Source organism: Hyphomonas beringensis (genome assembly GCF_000682755.1).
Taxonomy (GTDB): Bacteria; Pseudomonadota; Alphaproteobacteria; order Caulobacterales; family Hyphomonadaceae; genus Hyphomonas; species Hyphomonas beringensis.
Genome location: NZ_AWFF01000001.1, coordinates 282,060 through 300,938 on the forward strand (window position 1 = coordinate 282,060; position 18,879 = coordinate 300,938).

Sequence of the window (18,879 nt, forward strand, 5' to 3'; positions counted from 1 at the left end):
TGTCTACTCAGACTACGTGATTCTTTGGACGGCGCCTTTCAGAGAGTGGGAAACCCAGCCAGGCCGTTCGATATCGAGAACCAGAACGAGCCGGGACAGATCAGACGACTGTATGGGCGGCGAACGGTGAAATACACGCTGAGCCCTGCCGTCCCGCCTGCCAAGAAAAGCACCGATATCGAAGGTCGCAAGATCCTGTATCAGAGGCTCGCTTTCAGAACTGGCGATATCGACCCATTGTGTGCCTGCGCCCCGATAGGTGGTGATCAGACGAATATCTGTCCGATCCTTGTGAAACTTTCGGCAGGCATCGTCATCGACGCTTTCGAGGCGGAGCGCATAATGTGGCGACCAGAAGGCGCTGGCGTCGATTATCGCCCGAACATCTTCGAGCACCTGCTCAACGACAAGTCGTGACCAGTTCAGAGAATTGAGCTTACTCTCAAGCGTAACAAGCACTTCGACGCCTGCGCCTTGCAAACGTATATCTTCGAAAACACAAAGATCGAGATTGGCGAAGGCATCGGCGCTATGCTGAGAGAGTGTGCGGTTCCACAACGCAAGTTCGGCCTTTTCACGGCCAGCCTCTGCCACTAATTCGGCAAGGCCTGAGCAGAGGCGCGCGGCGGTTGGATCTGGAACGACGCCCTCAGCCACTGATCGTTCGGCCATAATTGCACGCATCAGCCTCGGCTCCATAGCGGAAACGGATCTGTGCTGGATTTGGAAGCGACAATCCCGCCGGTAGAGTCTCGCCGCGGATTGGTGAGGCAACTATCCAGCCTCCGGGAAATTGCCTCCTGATCCATGCCGATACCGATAAAGACGATCTCTTGGCGACGGTCGCCGAACTCATCATCCCAAACAGAGTTGAGATAGGTCTCGAGATTGTCGGCGTCCGGCCAGCGCTCACGTGGCACAGCCGCCCACCATGTGCCGACACCGCTATGCCTGACAAGCGCCCCCGCTTGGCTGACCTCGCCTAGCCAGTCCGGCCGGGTCGCCAACCAGAAGAAGCCCTTTGCACGCACAACATTCGGCCATGTTTCATTGAAGAAAATATGTAGCTTCTCCGGATCGAAAGGTCTGCGGGCTCGATAAACGAAGCTTTCAATTCCGTATTCATCCGTTTCCGGAACATGCTCTTCGAACCCATAGAGTTCCTTTGCCCAGAGCGGATGATTGTGCGCCTTCTCAAAATCAAATCGGCCGGTTCCCATGACTTTGCTGAGCGGGACCTCGCCGAACGCGGATTCCACAATATCTGCATCGGGGTTCAGGGATCGCACGAGCTTCCGTACGGTTTCCAGGTCATCCGCCGCGACAACGTCCGTCTTGTTCAGAATGATCACGTCTGCGAACTCAATCTGATCGACCAGCAGCTGAACCAGCGGGCGGTCATCACCTTCGCCGAGGCTTTCCCCACGATCAGCCAGAAAGTCTGAACTGCTATAGTCTTTCAGCAGGTGCGCGGCATCCACCACCGTCACCATTGTATCAATCTTGGCAACGTCTCCCAGAGAGAAGCCCTGTTCGTCCCGAAAATCGAAGGTCGCGGCAACTGGCAGCGGTTCCGATATCCCGGTCGATTCGATCAGCAGATAATCAAACCGGCCTTCCCGCGCGAGCGCGGTAACTTCCTTCAACAGGTCGTCCCGCAATGTGCAACAGATGCAGCCATTGCTCATTTCGACCAAGGCTTCGTCTGTACGGGACAGGTTCGCGCCGCCGTCACGTACCAATGAGGCGTCGATGTTGACCTCACTCATATCATTCACAATGACTGCCACGCGGCGGCCTTCGCGATTGGCTAGCACATGGTTCAATAGGGTAGTCTTACCTGCGCCGAGAAAGCCGGAAAGGACGGTGACCGGTAGGTTCGGTGACATGGAAATTCCTGACATGTTTTTTTGTGGATGTAGTAGGCGCCGCTTCAAACACACTGGTCTGATGGGCAATTTGCATGACGTGACCAGCGCCAGATATGCGCTGAGGCGAGCATCAAGGCCCCTAGGACGGTCAAAGGCATCTCGACCTCATGTAGTGCTTCGACGAAGGCTGCGGCTATCAGCAAGACGAGCCCCGCTACGGCGAGACTGGTAAAGCCAAGCCATCCCTGCGAAGACAAACCACGCAGGATTGCAAAGCCCGACAGAGGCAGTGCCAGGACCACAATAACCTTGTGCACCCATTCCGCCTCTGCCCATGTACCGGCGATGGGGAGAAAAGCCGCAATTAATGGCCGAGCCAGGCAATGAACGCCGCAAAAGCCAGAGAGCGTGATGGCCGAAGCGTCGATGGTGGCAGCCCGCGAAGCGCGACTCGCCATCAGGTGCGCCAATCTGTTTGGGCTGCAGACAAGTGGAAATCAGCTGCAGCGGGCAGCATGGGTGTGGACATTACAAGACCTCAAGTTGCGTTATGATATAACATCATGCTACAGAACTTAAAGTGCTTTGCAAGAGGTCTTATCAATCATGTCCGGATTTCAAGGTGATAGGCGAAAGCAGGCCCTATTGCTTATAGCTGAAAGGACAGCCCTACGCGCCGGTGTCACCCTGACCCAGATTCGCCGACATGTTTACAGCGTGCTGTTGGATGCTGATGCTCCCTTGGGCGCCTATGACATTGTCAAAACACTTGATGGCGTAGGGGCGGTGGCGCCTGTGACGGCTTATCGTGCCTTAAACTGCCTTCAAGAACTCGGCCTGATCCACAAGATCAGGTCAACAGCGAAATATGTGGCCCTCACTTCCGGGCCCAGTGATTTACCGGTTGCTTTCGTCGTCTGCAGGGAATGCGGAACAACCGAACAAATCCCGCTCGACCTTGACCCTACGCGCCTACTCGCTTCGGCGGAGGCCCATGGATACGGAAATCTCGACCCCACAATCGAAATCACCGGATTTTGTCAGAATCATCAGACCTAAGGAGACACCACATGACCCTTCGACTTGGCCGGATAGCAATAAGCGCCACGGCCCTCAGCCTACTGTCTATCCCCGTTGCGAATGCGCAATCGCATGCCCCCCATGTTCATGGAGAGGCAGAAATGGCGATCGTCATAGAGAATGACGCTGTTTCGGTCTCTCTCATGAGCCCGATGTATAATATTACAGGTTTCGAGCACGCGCCTGAAACAGATGCACAAAGAGTAACACTGCAGTCTGCACTCTCCACACTCGCCGACGGATCGCAACTCTTCGAAGTGAATGAAACAGCAGGCTGTGTGCAATCATCCGAGCATAACAACCTTTCCGATGAGAAAGCTCATCACGAGGCCGAACATGAAGATGAGACAGATCACGATGATGGCGACCATGACCACAAGGATCTTGAAGCTGACTATGAGTTTACCTGTTCGCATGCATCCAAATTAAAGTCCGTTCACGTCGGATTGTTCGACCATTTCGAGAACTTGTATACAATCAACACCGTTCTCATGCGCAATGGCCGCCAAGCGGCCGTCAAACTGACGCCTTCAAACGCAATCCTGACACTGGATGATCTGTTTTAATGACGCTTACGGGCAAACTAGTAATGACCCTGCTGGCTCTGGGCCTGACCACAGCCTGTGAGCAACACTCAGGATCAGACACCAGTATAGACCGGACACCCCCGCCCCTCCCTGAAAATGCCAAAACGGCAGACTTCAAAGCAGCGTCTGAAACAACAGGCGAGGCTTCCGTTGACAGCCAAGTATCAGACCAAAAATCGGCCTATTGGGGCGTCAAACCTGGCGACCCCATTCCGCTCAAATGGGAGGATTTATTGCCTGATGGGGCCGAAGAAGCGCTCGTTCACCAGCAGGAAGAATTCTACGCCATGCTGGAGCAGCGCTACAGGGCCAATGCCACAACATTGGCAGACGCCAAGCCTTTCGATCAGATCGATGAAGGTTCAACACTCGATTACATGCCACAGCTCGGAACATTTGACGTCGTTGAGGGTCTCAATGGCCAGGTCGTCCGTATTCCTGGCTATGTCGTGCCCTTCGATTTTGAGAAAAACAGGCGGCAGACAGAATTTCTGTTCGTGCCATATATGGGCGCCTGCATTCATACCCCGCCCCCGCCCCCAAATCAGGTCATCTTCGTAAACGCCGCAACACCCATCCGGCTCGGGGATATCTGGTCACCCTACTGGCTGGAAGGAACGCTTTCGACAGAAGCGAACCGGAACGAAGTTGGAAATGCAGCTTATACGCTAGCGCTTGAACATCTCGAACCATACACTCGGTAAAATTTCATACGTCACAATTCCATTCATGGAGTCCACATGCCCCTTTCCCTACGCCTTCTCAGCAAGACCACCGCGTCAATCCTGGCAATCACCACTATGGCAGGCAGCCAGATTGCAAACGCCAAGGAAGGAATGTGGACGCCGGATCAACTGCCGGCCATTGCGCAGGACTTGAAAAAAACAGGCCTTGAACTCGACCCGACTTCGCTGACAGATCTGACCGGCTTCCCGATGGGTGCGGTTATCTCTCTTGGCGGCTGCACCGCAAGCTTCGTGTCGCCGGAAGGCCTGGTGGTCACTAACCATCACTGTGCGCGCGGCTCGATCCAGTATAATTCCACTGCAGAAGAGAATTTTCTGGAGAATGGCTTCCTCGCAGCAAACCTCAAAGATGAACGCCCGGCGGCCCCCGGCACGCGCGTCTATGTGACGGTCAGGGTTGAAGATGTCTCCAATAAAGTGCGCGGCGGCATCACCGAAGACATGTCAGGAGAGGACGTGTTTGCCGCGATCGACGCAGCGGAAAAAAGCCTGATCAGCGAGTGTGAGACCGAAGCCGGGCACCGCTGCCAGGTCGCCTCCTTCTATGGGGGCCTGCAGTACAAGCTGATCGATCGCCTGGAGATCCGCGATGTTCGTTTGGTCTACGGCCCGGGCGACAATATCGGCAAATATGGTGGCGACATCGACAACTGGATGTGGCCTCGCCATACCGGCGACTTCTCCTTCTATCGCGCCTATGTCGGCCCGGACGGTCTGCCTGCAGACTATGCCGAGGAGAACGTCCCCTTCGAGCCGGAACATTATCTCAAGGTTTCAGCGGGCGGTCTCGATGATGGTGATTTCGTCATGGCGGCCGGATATCCTGGCTCCACACAGCGCTATGCCCGTCTCGTTGAAGTCGAGCAGACCTTCGACTGGCAGTATCCAAAATTCGAGGCGCTCCTGAAGGACTGGATCCATACAATCGAGAATACCGCACCGGCAGACTCGGATGCGCGCATCAAATATGAATCAAGGCTCGCTGGCCTTAATAACTACATGAAAAATCTGGGCGGCCAGATCGAAGGCGCACGCCGGGTGGACCTCGTCGGACGCCGGGCTGAGCGCGAAGCTGCACTGGATACCTGGATCGCCTCGGCAGGTAACGCGGAAAACTATGCTGAAACACTGGAAGCGCTAGATGCGCTGACGTCTGAATCAGCGAGCGCCGCGCGGGACCTATGGGGATACCAGAATGCAAAACGTGCGCAGCTCCTCTCAGCCGCGCGGAATCTTTACCGCCTTTCAAAGGAACGCCAGAAGCCAGATTCCGAACGTGAAAGCGGCTTCCAGGCCCGCGACATGAACTTCTTCCGTCAATCCCTGGAAGCACTTGAGCGCCGCTACGACCCTGTAGTCGACAAGGCGGAATGGATGATGTTCATCAAGGACTACATGACCTCCACTGAAAGCGTGCGCGTGCCTGTCTTCGACGAGGCGCTAGGCCTGCCCGAAATATGGGACGCCGCGACCGTCTCAGCCCTGCTCGATACCTATTATGAGAAAACCGAGCTTGGCGATACCGAGTACCGCCTATCTCTCATGGACAAGGATCCAGCTTTCTTCGAGCAAAGCGATGATCCATTCATCGCGCTCGCTGTCGCACTGTACCAGAACGACATGGCGCTCGAAAAGGAAGAGAAGGACCGGGCTGGCCGGATGGCGGAACTGCGGCCGACTTACATGCAGGCCATCATTGACTGGCAAGCGAGCAAGGGCTTCGCAGCCTATCCCGACGCGAACTCAACCCTGCGAGTAACCTATGGCAACGTTAAGGGCGGTTCGCCCAAGGACGGACTTGTCTATACGCCCTTCACTTCCCTCAAAGGCATTCTTGAAAAGGATACTGGCGAAGATCCGTTCAATGCGCCCCAGCGCGAACTCGACCTGATCGAGACTGCTGACTATGGCCCCTATGAACTGGACACACTCGGCTCAGTACCTGTGAACTTTCTCTCCGACCTTGACTCGACCGGCGGGAACTCCGGTTCACCTACTCTCAACAGCAAAGGCGAGCTTGTCGGGCTGCTGTTCGATGGCACAATTGAAAGCGTGAACTCCGACTGGGACTTTGATCCACGCACAACGCGCACAATCCACGTCGACACACGCTACATGCTTTGGGTTATGGAGAAAGTCGACGGTGCCCAGCGGCTCCTGGACGAGATGGAGATCGTGGACAAATAGGAAGCCCCCAGACTGCGGGATGCTGTCAGGTACAGCACGTCAGGCTCGGGATCACCAAGAACTTTTGGTCGTGAACAAACAGAATGTTGCGCTCGAGCATTCGCTATGAGGTGATTGTGGGTGAAAGCCAGCAGTTTCTATAGATCGCCATGATGGTGAGAGGCGGGCCTAAGCCGTTCGAGCAGATACCGGCTTGGCGGCTTGCCCACCATCTTTCGAAACATGGTCACGAAACTGCTGGCGCTTTCATAGCCGAGATCCATCGCGACGGCCTGGACCGTCTGGCCAGCACTCAGACATCGCAAGGCGAGGATAACATGCAACTGTCGGCGCCAGCGGCCGAAACTCATGCCCACCTCTTCTGCCAGCAGACGGCTCAGGCTGCGCTCGCTAAGCGCAATGCGGGAGGCCCACTCGGCGACGGTCGCGTGATCCGCAGGCGCCGCGATCAATAGGTCGGTCAGCTTCTTCAGGCGCGGATCGCTGGGGATCGGGAGGCGGAGGTCTTCCACCGGCGCTGCAGCCAACTCGTCGAAGATAACGGACACAATTCGACCGTCCGGACCGTCGATGTCATAGAGCTCTGGCAACGCGTTCGTTCGCATCAGCAAATGACGCAAAAAGCTCGACACCGTGATCGTGCAGCATTCTTTCGGCAGATCCAAAGCCTCAGGAGGTTCGATAAAGAGGGAGATGCACTCCACTTCTCCCGAGCCGAAAACGGTATGGGGCAGCCCGCCAGGAATCCACACGGCGCATTGCGGCGGCACAATCCAGACAGCGTCTTCAACCTCGCAATTAATGACCCCACGGACCGTGAAAAGAAGTTGCGCTTTCTGATGGTGGTGCCGCGGCGACTGCTCCAGGGCCTCAAGATTTGCGACGGCGTTGGCAGCAACAAGCGCGCGTGGAACCTCATCGACATGGGAAAGCCATTCGCTACGGACGTCTAGATGCATCAGGGGCCTCGGTGTTTTCCAATTTGGCTGGATTAAAACATATAATGGCAAGATTGCGCAATGACGCCACCCTCCTGCTGACTTACTTCTTTCAGGCAGAAGGGACACGCGGCAATCGTGCCTGCGTTCCTCCTCAAGAGGGGCAGCACTCACCTGCCCTTGGCGGTACATTCGGATAGGAGGTTTGACGTGATCGACAACAACCCAATTAAGCTTGCAGTCGCATGGCTCGTCCCGGCGGTCGGTGCCGCAATCTTCGTCACAATTCAGTGCTTCTCTTTTCTGAACGGATACGTCAGTAGCGGCGGGACGATGGAGGCCATGACGTTCGGCCCAGCCGCATTGTGGGGCGTGTCTATTTTTTACGGCGCCTGGGTCGTCCCGCCTTTGCTGGCGCTTGCCCGAACGCGCGCGACTGACTGGGCTATGCTCGTCCTCGGCGGCCTCCTTTTCACCATGAGCACGCTCGCCGGCGTATCGGATGGCTTGCGCGATGGCGGCCATCTCGTCGGCCTGGAACTGTTGGCCGTTACGCTTCCGGGAATGGTCGCGCTGGTGATGTCCTGGCGCCACATCCGCTCGAACTGAGAACATTCATCCCTGCAAGGAAGCGAAAGATGCCTTTAGACACGAAGAATTTCCCATACGTCTGGATGAGCTATGAGGAAGCGCCCGATCACGACCATGACGAAGACTTCAAAGCGCTGGAGGCAAGCTTTGAACGCGGCGAACCGTTCGTTATCCTGACAGATAACGCGCCGGCCGAAGATCACGAGCACAGCCATGAAGAAAAGAAGCGTACTGCTCTATGGTTGAAGAAACACAAGACCGAACTGCGGACACTCGTACGGGCCATGATTGTGGTTGAGCCGAACTCAGCCAAGCGTATGGCATTCAAGCCTTTCGGCTTGGCCTTTGGCAAGCTCTGGGGCTTTCCGATGAAGCTCGCTTCGTCTCGCGAGGAAGCCATGGAGATCGCCGACAAACTACTGTCGGAGCACGCTGGGGCTTCAACAGCCTAATAAAGACTGAGCGGACGAACGGCTCTCAGACTTTGAACCTAGCCCGCGCTTATCATTACATCGATGATCAGAGACGCAGTATACTGAATAAAGAACCGAAAAAAACTTCTAAAGGCTCCGCGAGGCTAAATGCCAGAACTGGCCGCCTCAAACCTGGAACCTTTAGCAAAGCACTCCTATTCTATCTCAACGACAATAGTAACTATGTCTCTATGAGGAGGAAGGCAAAAGCTGGGTTTACAGAACTGGTATTGCACATATCCCTTCAAGTTATACGTCCCCAGTTCCAGGCCGGGATCAGCTTTCATCTCGAAAATTGGAAAGCGCCGCTTCGTGATTTCGTTTTCACGGATTGCGCGCTACAAAATCCCGGCGCGAATTGTTGAGAGACATCCGCCGGACGCAGAGCGCTTGCACGTGGAGTCCAAATGTGCCGCTGGGGCAGACCCGACCCTATTGGGCAGGTGGAGTTGCTAGCGTCGCTTCTGATCAAAGAGCAGGACCTAGCAGGTTACTGAAGCATCGCAGAAACCAGGGCTAAGTCAGCACTTCTTCTACGCCGAAATCACCCTTCCGTGCGGCGCCGGCTCATCACGCATGTGATGAACCGTTCCTCTAAATAGCTGTCGGTCGCCGACTATGACTAACGTTTATCCGACCGTGCGTTCCGGCACACAGGAAGAATAAAGCGGCCTGCTAATGAGATATTTGCAAAGATGAATACACACCCGGAACGTGGCATTTACCGTTATTACGTCCTCGTCCTGCTAACGCTGAGTTATCTGCTCAGCTACATGGACCGTCAGCTTCTTTCGATTCTGATTGAGGATATCGGGCTAGAATTCAGCGCCAACGGTCGGCCATTGAGCGACATGGCGAAGGGCCTGCTCATGGGGCCAGCTTTCGGCATGTTCTATGCGACACTCGCTGTGCCGGTTGCCGTGCTCGCTGACAATACGAGCCGAAAAAACATTGTAGCTGGCGCGATCACCCTCTGGAGCGCAGCAACCGCGGCCTGTGCAGCCGCTACGGGCTTCTCCTCCCTGTTCGTAGCCCGCATGTTGGTCGGTATCGGCGAGGCAGGCGGAAACGCGCCCGCACACTCAATGCTGTCTGACTATTTCCGGAAGTCGGAGATTTCACGTGCCATCGCCGTATTCTCACTGGGCACCGTTCTGGGCGCGACCATCGCACTGATGGCAGGAGGTGTGATCGCAGACCTAACCTCCTGGCGCATGACCTTTTTAATCGCGAGCGCACCTGGCCTTTTATGCGGTGCACTGATATTTTTCACTGTGAAGGAACCGGAACGCGGACGGTTCGAAGTAAAGCGGACGAAGACCGGAGAAGTCGCCTTTGTACCTGCCCTGATGGGCCTTTTCAGCAACCGCGCCTATGTCGGAACTGTGATCTCACACGCCTTTGCAGTCTTCATGGGATATGTCATCACGTCTTGGGGCGCGGCCCTGTTCATTCGAAATTTCGAAATATCTAAGACGGAAGTCGGCCTTATTCTCGGCCCGGCAATCCTCATTGGCGGCCTACCCGGAATGATAGCGGGCGGATATCTGTCCGACACACTGGGCCGCCGTGATGCACGCTGGATGGGCTGGATCCCATCCGCTGCCTGCTTCCTGTGTATCCCGGTCTTCCTCACTGCTCTGTTCATCGGTGGAGCATTGGCAATGGCCATCCTGTTTGGGTTTGGCATCTTTGTTTTCAACATCGCCCATGCGCCCAGCCTTGGCATCATCCAGACCGTTGTCCGCCCAAACATGCGCGCAACCGGGGCCGCATTCGCATTCCTTCTGTCGAACGTGTTCGGCCTGATTATCGGTCCACCGCTGGCTGGATGGATCAGCCAGCAGTTGAAGCCTGCCTATGGGGCCATGTCGCTAAACTATGCTTTCGCACTGCTGCTGACGGCAATGATCATCGCTGGCCTCGGTTTCTTCTGGACCGCACGTCAGCTGAAGGACTTCGAGATCAATGGAGACACGCCTGCGGACCGGAACCTCACAAGGGAGAATGCACTATGAATATCGAGGACCTCAAAGCCATCGCGGTCTTCCGACCGCGCGGGCGAATATTCGACGAATTCGAAATCGGCGAGATGATCCACCACCATTGGGGCCGGACGGTGACCGAGGCCGATGCGATACAGTTCACTCATCTAACACTAAGCTACAACCCACTCTACTCCAATGCTGAATACGCCAGGGCCCATGGCCACCCAGGGCTAGTGGTGAATCCGCACCTCGTCTTCAATGTCATCCTAGGCCTCTCTGTGGAGGACTGTTCGGAAGGTATTGCCGGGCCGTTTCTGGGTGTGTTCGACCTTACCTATCACCAGCCTGTTTATGCCGGTGACACGTTGACGGCCCAATCGGTCACCACAGACAAGCGTGTGACGGATGGCGACCCGAACAAGGGTGTCATCACTTGGTACACGGAGGGATTCAACCAGAATGGCGACCGGGTGATCGATTTCCGCCGCTCTAATTTGTCAGACTTTAGGGCGGCGTCCATGATGCGCAAGGGAGAATGGTAATGGGACCGCTTGCACGACTTACCAGCGGCGACAATTACTTCGAGCATTTCGAAGTCGGCCAGACCATCCGCCACTCGCGGGGGAAGACGATCACCAACCTAGAAAATGTGAACATCACAAACATGGTGATGAACACCGCTCACGGACATTTCAATGAAGACTTCATGGCCCGCTATGGCAAAAGCACGCGGAAGAGCGCGCCCGGCAAACGCGACAGTGATGTCATCTCCTATGGTGGCGTGAACTTTTCTATTGTCCTCGGCCTGTCTTCCCAGGACACGATAGAGAATGCCCTCGCCGAAACAGGGCTCGATAAAATCAGCCTGAAACACCCGGTCTTTCATGGCGACACGATCTACGCCTATTCCCGGGTGCTAGAGAAACGCGCAAGCGACCGTGCCGATGCAGGCATCATTGTATTCCAGCACTGGGGCGTCAACCAGAACGATCAGATTGTCGCCGAGCTGCAGCGTACTGCCCTAATCAAGCGCCATTCACACTGGGGTAATCGCTAATGAGTTTTGGGGCACTGTCTGACATCAGGATTGTCGACCTGACACAAATGCTAGCCGGGCCGTACGGCACGATGATGCTTGCCGATCATGGGGCCGAGGTCATCAAAGTTGAGAGCCCCACCGGAGACATGACGCGTCCGAACGGCCCCTGGCATACGGATGACGCGCAGAAAACTCATGGCGGCTATTTCCAGAGTGTGAACCGGAACAAGAAATCCATCGTGCTGGACCTGAAGTCCACTGACGGTCGCGACGCCCTACTGGCGCTGGTGCGTGACGCGGATGCGATCACGGAGAATTTCCGCGTAGGGGTGATGGAGAAGTTGGGTCTTTCCTATGAGACGCTACGGCAAGTGAACCCGAAACTTGTTTACGGCACGCTGCGCGGCTTTGGTGATCCGCGGACTGGCCATTCACCCTATGCCGAATGGCCAGCCTTCGATGTGGTCGCCCAGGCGATGGGCGGCATCATGGGAATTACCGGACCGGGCCCCGAGCATCCCACCAAGGTGGGTCCGGGTATCGGCGACATTGTCCCGGGCATGATGCTGGCCTTCGGTGTGCTCGCCGCGATCCATCATGCGCGGCGGACCGGTACCGGGCAGTTTGTGGATGTCTCCATGTTGGATGCGGTGCTCGCGGTCTGCGAGCGCGCTGTCTACCAGCATGACATCACCGGAACCGTACCCGCCCCGTTGGGGAACGGCCATCCATTCATGTGCCCGTTCGGGCAATTTCCGGCGAAGGACGGCCACGTCACCATCGCCGCGCCGCACCAGAGTTTCTTCGAACGTCTTTGCGACCTTATCGATGTACCGGCGTTGAAAGATGACAAACGCTTCGCCTCGCCGGAGCTGCGCGGTCGCAACCGGGAAGTGCTGGAAGAGCTGCTGGCAGCAGCCACATCCTGTTTCACCAAGGCGGAACTGATGCAACGCCTCGGAGGGCAGATCCCGTTTGGGCCCGTCATGCAGATGGACGAGATTGCGGAAGATCCCCACTTCGCCGCCCGTGACATGATCGTTCCCGTCGAACAGCCGGGCTCTGCCCGTGCCACCCGTATCGCGGGCGTGCCCGTGAAATTAAGCGAAACGCCCGGCGGTATTCACAGCCGAGGACCGTATCTCGGCGAGCATACTAAAGAGATCCTGCGCAGAGCCGGATTCACCGATTCACACATTGACAGACTACAGGCCGCCCTACCCGCCTGAACGAGAAGGATTCCCAAATCATGAGTAAGCCAAAACGATCCATGCGCCTGCGTCGCTCGCAGCTCGCTGTTCCGGGCGTCAGCGAGAAGATGCTGACCAAGGCCGCCGCCAGTCAGGCTGATCATGTGTTCTGCGACCTAGAAGACGCCGTCGCCCCGTCCGCAAAGGCGGGCGCGCGCCAGACGATTGTCGATGCGCTCAATAATCTCGACTGGGGCAACACGGTTCGCTGCGTGCGAGTCAACGACGTGACTACCGAATGGTGCCATGAAGACATCATCAGCATTGTCGAGGGTGCACGCGAAAACGTCGACACGATCATGCTCACAAAGCCGATGACCGTGTCTGACGTCCTGTTTGCGGACAAGCTGTTGTCGCAGCTGGAAAAGAAGCTGGACCTGAAGAAACGTATCGGCCTCGAATGCCTCATCGAAGAAGTCGAAGCAATGTACAATGTCTGGGACATCGCCCATTGCTGCGAGCGCTTGGAATGCCTGATCTTCGGCATGGGAGACTATGCCGCGAGTCAAGGCATGGCGGTAAAGCATATAGGCGGAACAGGTGGGTATCCTGGAGATATCTTCCACTATCCCCGCTACCAGCTCACCATCGCGTGCCGCGCGGCCGGCATCGATGCGGTCGACGGCCCGTTCGCGAATTTCAAGAATGACGCCGCCTATCGCGAGGAGTGCAAGCGCGCGCTGGCACTGGGTATGGTTGGCAAGTGGGCCATCCACCCGGCCCAAATCGAACCCGCTCTGCATGTCTTCTCTCCAATTAAGGAAGACGTCGACTTCGCGCGCGAGATCATCAGCGTGTATCGCAAAGCGGAAGCGGAAGGCATCGGCTCTGTCGGCCACAAAGGTGTGATGGTGGACGCGGCTTCTGCACGGCTTTTCCAGAACACGGTCGATCGCGCCGACCTGATCGGAATGTAAGCGCCCCAGCGAATAGATAAGAAAGATCACCCTATGGCAGATGTAGACACTCAGGTCTCCACTCACACCGGCTACTGGACCGAAGAACGTCTGATGATGCGCGAAATGGCACGCGACTTCGCCAAAAATGAAGTCCTCCCAGTTGCGAACAGGATCGATCCGGAACGAGGCGACATCCCCCAAAGCCTGATAGATAAGATGGGAGAGCTTGGCTTTTTCGGTATTCTGATCCCGGAAGAGTATGGTGGGTTGGGGCTCGGATACTTTGAATACTGTATCGTGGCCGAAGAACTCTCCCGAGCATGGATGTGCGCCGGATCAATCATAGCCAGAGGCAACACATTCTATCGCTCTATTCCCGCAAAAAACGATTCCGAAAAGCGCGAGAAGATCGCACTCATGGCACAGGGCAAGTATCTTGGCGCCATGGCGATGTCTGAGCCCAATGCTGGCTCGGACGTTGCTTCGATCACATGCCGTGCTCGCAGGGATGATCACGAGTGGGTTGTGACGGGCAACAAATATTGGTGCACCTTCGCTGACCGGGCCAATTTCCTGAATGTGGTTTGCCGAACGGATACGGATCCTGACGCACCGCGCTGGGCCGGATTGACATCTGTCATATTCGAAAAGCAGCCCGGTACTTTTCCAGAGGGTGTATTCGGCGCCCAGATTCCGAAAATAGGCTATTTTGGGTGGAAGACATTTGAACTTGCCTTCGATCAAGCTAGAGCGCCTGTACAACCAACCCTCAGATCTGATGGCGAGGCATTCAAAACCATCGCATCCGGGCTTGAGGGTGCCCGTGCCCACACTGCGGCCCGCTCGATCGGTCTTGCCCAGGGCGCTCTGGAAGACGCCACGGCCTACGCAAAAGAACGCGTCCAGTTCGGGCAACCGATCAGCGACTTCCAAGCCATTCGCTTTAAGCTCGCTACCATGGCCACAGAAATCGAAGCAGCTCGTCAACTCATGTACCACGTCTGTAACGAGATTGACTCCGGGCGGCGCTGCGACAAGGAGGCTGCGATGGTGAAATACTTTGCTGCTGAGATGGCCGAACGGACGACCAGCGAAGCCCTGCAAATTTTAGGTGGCGCTGGTTACACGACGCTTCATGCCGTGGAACGCTATTGGCGTGACGCACGCCTCACAAAGATTTTCGAAGGCAGCTCGGAAATCCAGCAACGCATTATTTCCGACTCCATCCTCGGAAAACCAACTATACGCTAGGAGAAGAGGATCTGCTCGTCTTGGTCTTTCAGCTGGCGGACGGAATGCGCAAGTTCGTTCAGTGCCCCCAGGATCAGATCCTTCTTGCCTTCCACGCGGTCGACCCAGCCGCCGCAGCCTGCGCTCATCGCGTAGGCTCCAGGCATGCTTGGAAGTAGAATCGAAATCGCGCCGAGCCGCTCCATGGTTTCTCCCTTCGAGAAGGCATACCCACGGTTTTGCGTCAGCTCGACCTGTTCGACGGCATGCTTGGCGGATTTCCGCCAATGCTCATTTTTCGCTTCGGAAATCGTTCTACGGACAATTTTGCTGACGGCTTCCTTACTTTCAAGCGTCAGCAGGCACCAACCGGTTGAACAACAGGCGAGCGGATAAAGCATTCCAGACTCAACCTGCGCGCGGGTCGGAGAGTTACCTTTCTGCGCAATAAGATATTGGGAGTAAATGCCATTGCGCATGGCGAGAATGGTGGACTCGCCGGTGACTCGGGCAACCTCACTTAAAAGCGCGGGGAGCTGTCCCGCACGCTGGTGTTGACGGCGTATCCAGGTTCCCAGCAACGATATACGCAGCGTCGGATAATAGGTTCGCCGCATTTCATTCTTCTCAAGATAACCGAGCGATACGAGCGACTTCGCCAGGACAGAAGTGCTCGACTGCGGCATACCGAGGGCTTCAGTGATCTCTTTGATCGTGAGGGGCCGTTGCTCGAGCGAGAAGAGTTCGAACAGCTCCAAAGTCCGCTGGGATGATTTGATTGATGCGTTCATGCTTGCCTCCCGTTCGATTCAATGCGTCGCAAATTTACATCACATACATAATACCAAAACCACAATTCATCACATATGTGATGGATCAATTCGGGACATTGGAGTTCGTGCGCACAGAGAGAACATGCCCGTAACACAGTTACGGAAAAGCTCAGGGAAACGTGTGCGTGGAATCTCTGACACGCACTGTACCGGGACTGACTGCCAGCACAACTTTGTTGAAGGCATTGTGAGGGGTCATCGCATGGACACAGATGTGCCCAGTGTCTTCGACACAAATGCCCTGCGACTTTTGAACAAGCTCATCTGCGAGGCAGGTGCTCAAAGAGGGAGCCAGGACCCTGCCTGAACCACAGCTGACACAAACGATCGCCGACGCCGCCCTATCGTACTCCCACCGGAATTTGCCAGAGGATGTGGAGCACCTCGCCAGGCTTGTCATTCTCGACAATCTCGGATGCGCGATCCGGGGAGCAAGAGAACCACTGACGCAGTTCATCGGTGAAGAAGTTTTCGGACGCCAAATCGAGGCCCATGATCTTGTTGGTGGGCAACTGGAAGGCCCGCTACATAGCCAGGCCATGCTATATGCCGGTGCCGCTCATGCGATCGACTTCGACGACACGCTGATCCCGGCGCGGTCCGCGCACGCAGGTAGCGCAGTCGTCGGCGCAGCCCTGCCGATTGGATGCAAACTAGGCGTGTCGGGGGGCGAATTGATTGCGGCTGTAGTCGCAGGCTATGAAACGGCTGCACGGATCGGCGCGCTACTTCACCCTGACCACTACCTGCTTGGCTTTCATCCAACCGCCACGGTCGGAGTCTTCGGCGCTGCGGCAGCGGCCGGTAAGTTGATGAAATTCGACACGGCGAAGATGTGCGCGACCCTCGGCCTTGCCGCCACGCAGGCCTGTGGCCTGAAGTGCACATTCGGCACGATGGCAAAGCCCTACAACGCCGCGCATGCTGCTTCTGCCGGACTGCTCGCCGCGCGTCTCGTCGCCCGAGGATTCACGGCGCCACACGCCGCGCTCGAGGCCGAAAATGGGTATCTTTGTATGTTCCTCGGGCTCCCCGAAGCCGAGCGAAAGATAGAAGGCCCAGAAGTCCACCGTATCCGCGACAATGCATTCAAGTTCCACGCCGCCTGCCACGCAACTCACCCCATGATCGAGGCCCTTCGCGCGCTCATGGCGGAGCATACTGACTTAGCCGGGCGCATTGATCGGGTCGATGTCTCCACCAACTCTCTTTGCCTGAAGACCGCATCTATCGGAGAGCCGAAAACAGCACTTGAGGGAAAATTCTCCTTCTCACACGTCGCCGCTCTTGCGCTGGTTGGATGCGACACCACCTCCGATGCCGCCTATAGCGACGCCGCTATAAGAGATAAAACGCTGGCCGGACTGAGAGCGAAGGTCCACACCAATGATAGCGAGATGGACCATTTCAGAACCACTGTCACGATCTCGACCTGCGATGGCGGGCGCTATGAAATGAACTTCGACTTCCGGGCGCTCATGAACGATCGGGAAGCCGTCAGCTCACGTATAGAAACCAAATTCATCACCAATACGGCCAACGCGATCGGAAACGCGCAGGCACACCGGCTATACGCCGATGTGTTGGCTTTGGCAGCCTGCCCCAATATCGCGGACGTCTTCTGCATACCCGGGCAGAACAGTTGATCAGATCAGCTTCTGTGTAATGTTCTTTGTCTGCATATAGGCCTTGATCGCGCCTATTCCACGTTCCCGGCCGACGCCGCTGCGCTTGTAGCCTCCCATCGGCACTTCAACCGTCTGCGCATGCCAGGCATTGATGTAAACCGTTCCCGCCTGCAGCTGGGCGGCGACACGATGGACCCGACTGGCATCCTGCGACCATATACCGGCGGCTAGACCGTAGTCCGTGTCATTTGCGATGGAAATGGCTTCCTCCTCGGTATCGAAGGGAATCAGCACGCCCACCGGCCCGAAAACCTCTTCTCGGACGATCTTCATGTCGGGCCTCACATCCGTGTAGATCGTTGGTTCGACATAAAATCCGCCGTCCAGACCCACGCCCCGCGCCGGGCCGCCCCCGGTGATGAGCCGAGCACCTTCTCTCCGTGCACTATCCATGTAGCCGAGCACCTTCTCGTACTGCATGCGGTTTGCAATGGGACCGAGACAGGGAAACGGCTTGTCGACGCCAATGGGAATGCTCCGGGCGGCATCCGCGAGCATTTCGGAAAACCTGGCGAGAATGGACCGCTCCACGATAACGCGCGTGCCGGACGTGCAGATCTGACCGGAATTCGCGATGAACCCGAAAAGCACCTGCCGGACGGCAACGTCCAGCTTTGCGTCCGCGAACACGATGTCAGGTGACTTGCCGCCCAGTTCCAACGTGACAGGCACGATTCGCTCTCCGGCAATTGCACCAATTCTGGCACCGGTCCGGACCGACCCGGTGAACGCAATTTTCTCGATATCTGGATGACGGACAAGCGGCTCACCGACGTCCGGCCCCGTCCCGGTAACAACATTCAGCACGCCTGCGGGTAAACCGGCCTCATGCGCGATCCGGGCAAGTTCGACCGTTGCGCGGGACGTGTATTCACTGGGCTTCACAACGACCGTATTGCCCGCCGCCAGCGCGGGCGCAACGCTCCGGGCGGCCTGATTCAAAGGCGCATTCCAGGGCGTGATGATCCCGACAACTCCATAAGGCTCATACAGCGTATAAGCCAGTGTCGACTCGTCGACGGGAATTGTATCCCCATGCACCGAAGGGGCGAGCCCACCATAGTAAGTGAAATACTCCGCCGAGGCCGCGATGATGCCGGGCGACGCCTGAGAAGGCATCCCCATTTCACGAGTTTCGATCTCCGCTAGCGCCACAATGTGCTCCAGCAGGGCCGCGCCAATTTTCTGAATAATCACCCCCCGGTCGAGCGGACGCATTGCAGCCCAACTCGCACTGGCCGCCTTAGCTGACGCCACCGCGGCTCCGACATCATTTGCATTGCCCGACGCAACCCTCGCATAGACTGCACCATTCGAGGGGTCGACCGAATCGAAATAGTTATCCGACTGCGGAGCAGTATCTTGTCCATCAATGAAATGAACTATTGTCCGCAAACCCGCTGAAGCCGTCGCAGTTTCCTGGATCATCTCTTTGCACCTTCCAAATATTATGTCGCTGAAATAGAGAATAGCCGGGAC

General features: G+C 56.5%; 19 protein-coding genes. 13 read left to right on the forward strand and 6 right to left on the reverse strand.

Features of this window, described 5'->3' with window-relative positions:
* Positions 1-12: 12 nt before the first annotated feature.
* The 3 genes from HY29_RS18165 to HY29_RS01245 are packed head-to-tail and all read right to left on the reverse strand — an operon-like array spanning position 13 to position 2,329.
* Entirely contained in the window at positions 13-684 is a 672-nt protein-coding gene (locus HY29_RS18165) for a DUF1826 domain-containing protein (protein WP_051600999.1), read from the reverse strand.
* The gene (gene zigA, locus HY29_RS01240) at positions 684-1,889 is read right to left on the reverse strand and encodes a zinc metallochaperone GTPase ZigA (RefSeq protein ID WP_081811168.1); all 1,206 of its coding nucleotides are present in this window, start codon (positions 1,887-1,889) and stop codon (positions 684-686) included. The genes HY29_RS18165 and zigA overlap by 1 nt, the downstream gene beginning before the upstream one ends.
* A gap of 44 nt (positions 1,890-1,933) precedes the next feature.
* A complete protein-coding gene (locus HY29_RS01245) occupies positions 1,934-2,329 on the reverse strand; it encodes a MerC domain-containing protein (protein ID WP_034790190.1) in 396 nt (131 codons plus the stop codon).
* A 148-nt stretch (positions 2,330-2,477) separates the two neighbouring features.
* Here HY29_RS01245 and HY29_RS18170 point away from each other — a divergent pair, with 148 nt between their 5' ends.
* From HY29_RS18170 to HY29_RS01265, 4 genes are read left to right on the forward strand one after another with little or no spacing between them, the layout of a single operon-like run.
* A complete protein-coding gene (locus tag HY29_RS18170; RefSeq protein ID WP_051601000.1) occupies positions 2,478-2,930 on the forward strand; it encodes a Fur family transcriptional regulator in 453 nt (150 codons plus the stop codon).
* A gap of 11 nt (positions 2,931-2,941) precedes the next feature.
* Positions 2,942-3,517 (forward strand): ZrgA family zinc uptake protein, encoded by a 576-nt coding sequence (locus HY29_RS01255; RefSeq protein WP_081811169.1) that lies wholly within the window; start codon positions 2,942-2,944, stop codon positions 3,515-3,517.
* Positions 3,518-3,540: 23 nt separating this feature from the next.
* Positions 3,541-4,242, forward strand: coding sequence for a DUF3299 domain-containing protein (locus HY29_RS18175; RefSeq protein WP_051601001.1), 702 nt, complete (start codon positions 3,541-3,543; stop codon positions 4,240-4,242).
* A 36-nt stretch (positions 4,243-4,278) separates the two neighbouring features.
* A complete protein-coding gene (locus HY29_RS01265) occupies positions 4,279-6,471 on the forward strand; it encodes a S46 family peptidase (RefSeq protein WP_034790192.1) in 2,193 nt (730 codons plus the stop codon).
* A gap of 137 nt (positions 6,472-6,608) precedes the next feature.
* Here the strand turns inward: HY29_RS01265 and HY29_RS01270 are convergent, their stop codons facing one another.
* Positions 6,609-7,430, reverse strand: a complete 822-nt coding sequence (locus HY29_RS01270) for an AraC family transcriptional regulator (protein WP_034790194.1) — start codon at positions 7,428-7,430, stop codon at positions 6,609-6,611.
* Positions 7,431-7,619: 189 nt separating this feature from the next.
* Between HY29_RS01270 and HY29_RS01275 the strand changes: the two genes are divergently transcribed.
* From HY29_RS01275 to HY29_RS01310, 8 genes are all read left to right on the forward strand, one after another.
* Entirely contained in the window at positions 7,620-8,018 is a 399-nt protein-coding gene (locus tag HY29_RS01275; RefSeq protein ID WP_034790648.1) for a hypothetical protein, read from the forward strand.
* Between the two features lie 29 nt (positions 8,019-8,047).
* Entirely contained in the window at positions 8,048-8,452 is a 405-nt protein-coding gene (locus HY29_RS01280) for a hypothetical protein (RefSeq protein WP_034790196.1), read from the forward strand.
* A gap of 716 nt (positions 8,453-9,168) precedes the next feature.
* A complete protein-coding gene (locus tag HY29_RS01285) occupies positions 9,169-10,491 on the forward strand; it encodes a spinster family MFS transporter (RefSeq protein ID WP_034790199.1) in 1,323 nt (440 codons plus the stop codon).
* Positions 10,488-11,003, forward strand: a complete 516-nt coding sequence (locus tag HY29_RS01290; protein ID WP_051601002.1) for a MaoC family dehydratase — start codon at positions 10,488-10,490, stop codon at positions 11,001-11,003. Before HY29_RS01285 ends, HY29_RS01290 begins: the two co-directional genes overlap by 4 nt.
* On the forward strand, positions 11,003-11,518 hold the full coding sequence (locus HY29_RS01295) for a MaoC family dehydratase (protein WP_034790232.1): 516 nt from the start codon (positions 11,003-11,005) through the stop codon (positions 11,516-11,518). The genes HY29_RS01290 and HY29_RS01295 overlap by 1 nt, the downstream gene beginning before the upstream one ends.
* Positions 11,518-12,729, forward strand: coding sequence for a CaiB/BaiF CoA transferase family protein (locus tag HY29_RS01300; RefSeq protein ID WP_034790234.1), 1,212 nt, complete (start codon positions 11,518-11,520; stop codon positions 12,727-12,729). The genes HY29_RS01295 and HY29_RS01300 overlap by 1 nt, the downstream gene beginning before the upstream one ends.
* Positions 12,730-12,749: 20 nt before the next feature.
* Positions 12,750-13,667 carry an HpcH/HpaI aldolase/citrate lyase family protein gene (locus tag HY29_RS01305; RefSeq protein WP_034790236.1) on the forward strand — a complete coding sequence of 306 codons (918 nt, stop codon included), beginning with the start codon at positions 12,750-12,752 and terminating at the stop codon, positions 13,665-13,667.
* 33 nt (positions 13,668-13,700) lie between these two features.
* On the forward strand, positions 13,701-14,900 hold the full coding sequence (locus tag HY29_RS01310; protein ID WP_051601003.1) for an acyl-CoA dehydrogenase family protein: 1,200 nt from the start codon (positions 13,701-13,703) through the stop codon (positions 14,898-14,900).
* Here HY29_RS01310 and HY29_RS18180 read toward each other — a convergent pair.
* Positions 14,897-15,670 carry an IclR family transcriptional regulator gene (locus tag HY29_RS18180; protein WP_051601004.1) on the reverse strand — a complete coding sequence of 258 codons (774 nt, stop codon included), beginning with the start codon at positions 15,668-15,670 and terminating at the stop codon, positions 14,897-14,899. The genes HY29_RS01310 and HY29_RS18180 overlap by 4 nt on opposite strands.
* Before the next feature lie 317 nt (positions 15,671-15,987).
* On the opposite strand from HY29_RS18180, the gene HY29_RS01320 reads away from it, so the two are divergent.
* Positions 15,988-17,358 (forward strand): MmgE/PrpD family protein, encoded by a 1,371-nt coding sequence (locus tag HY29_RS01320; RefSeq protein ID WP_051601005.1) that lies wholly within the window; start codon positions 15,988-15,990, stop codon positions 17,356-17,358.
* Here the strand turns inward: HY29_RS01320 and HY29_RS01325 are convergent, their stop codons facing one another.
* Positions 17,359-18,828: an aldehyde dehydrogenase family protein gene (locus HY29_RS01325; protein ID WP_051601024.1), complete on the reverse strand. Its 1,470-nt coding sequence runs from the start codon at positions 18,826-18,828 to the stop codon at positions 17,359-17,361.
* Between the last annotated feature and the right edge of the window lie 51 nt (positions 18,829-18,879).

Excerpts from the sequence above, each read along its gene's own strand:
- HY29_RS01310 (WP_051601003.1), top strand. The coding sequence starts at position 13,701 with ATGGCAGATGTAGACACTCAGGTCTCCACTCACACCGGCTACTGGACC.
- HY29_RS01285 (WP_034790199.1), top strand. The coding sequence starts at position 9,169 with ATGAATACACACCCGGAACGTGGCATTTACCGTTATTACGTCCTCGTC.
- HY29_RS01295 (WP_034790232.1), top strand. The coding sequence starts at position 11,003 with ATGGGACCGCTTGCACGACTTACCAGCGGCGACAATTACTTCGAGCAT.
- HY29_RS01255 (WP_081811169.1), top strand. The coding sequence starts at position 2,942 with ATGACCCTTCGACTTGGCCGGATAGCAATAAGCGCCACGGCCCTCAGC.
- HY29_RS01300 (WP_034790234.1), top strand. The coding sequence starts at position 11,518 with ATGAGTTTTGGGGCACTGTCTGACATCAGGATTGTCGACCTGACACAA.
- HY29_RS01245 (WP_034790190.1), bottom strand. The coding sequence starts at position 2,329 with ATGGCGAGTCGCGCTTCGCGGGCTGCCACCATCGACGCTTCGGCCATC.
- HY29_RS01290 (WP_051601002.1), top strand. The coding sequence starts at position 10,488 with ATGAATATCGAGGACCTCAAAGCCATCGCGGTCTTCCGACCGCGCGGG.
- HY29_RS01280 (WP_034790196.1), top strand. The coding sequence starts at position 8,048 with ATGCCTTTAGACACGAAGAATTTCCCATACGTCTGGATGAGCTATGAG.
- HY29_RS18170 (WP_051601000.1), top strand. The coding sequence starts at position 2,478 with ATGTCCGGATTTCAAGGTGATAGGCGAAAGCAGGCCCTATTGCTTATA.
- HY29_RS01325 (WP_051601024.1), bottom strand. The coding sequence starts at position 18,828 with ATGATCCAGGAAACTGCGACGGCTTCAGCGGGTTTGCGGACAATAGTT.
- zigA (WP_081811168.1), bottom strand. The coding sequence starts at position 1,889 with ATGTCACCGAACCTACCGGTCACCGTCCTTTCCGGCTTTCTCGGCGCA.
- HY29_RS01305 (WP_034790236.1), top strand. The coding sequence starts at position 12,750 with ATGAGTAAGCCAAAACGATCCATGCGCCTGCGTCGCTCGCAGCTCGCT.
- HY29_RS01270 (WP_034790194.1), bottom strand. The coding sequence starts at position 7,430 with ATGCATCTAGACGTCCGTAGCGAATGGCTTTCCCATGTCGATGAGGTT.
- HY29_RS18175 (WP_051601001.1), top strand. The coding sequence starts at position 3,541 with ATGACCCTGCTGGCTCTGGGCCTGACCACAGCCTGTGAGCAACACTCA.
- HY29_RS01265 (WP_034790192.1), top strand. The coding sequence starts at position 4,279 with ATGCCCCTTTCCCTACGCCTTCTCAGCAAGACCACCGCGTCAATCCTG.
- HY29_RS18165 (WP_051600999.1), bottom strand. The coding sequence starts at position 684 with ATGCGTGCAATTATGGCCGAACGATCAGTGGCTGAGGGCGTCGTTCCA.
- HY29_RS18180 (WP_051601004.1), bottom strand. The coding sequence starts at position 15,670 with ATGAACGCATCAATCAAATCATCCCAGCGGACTTTGGAGCTGTTCGAA.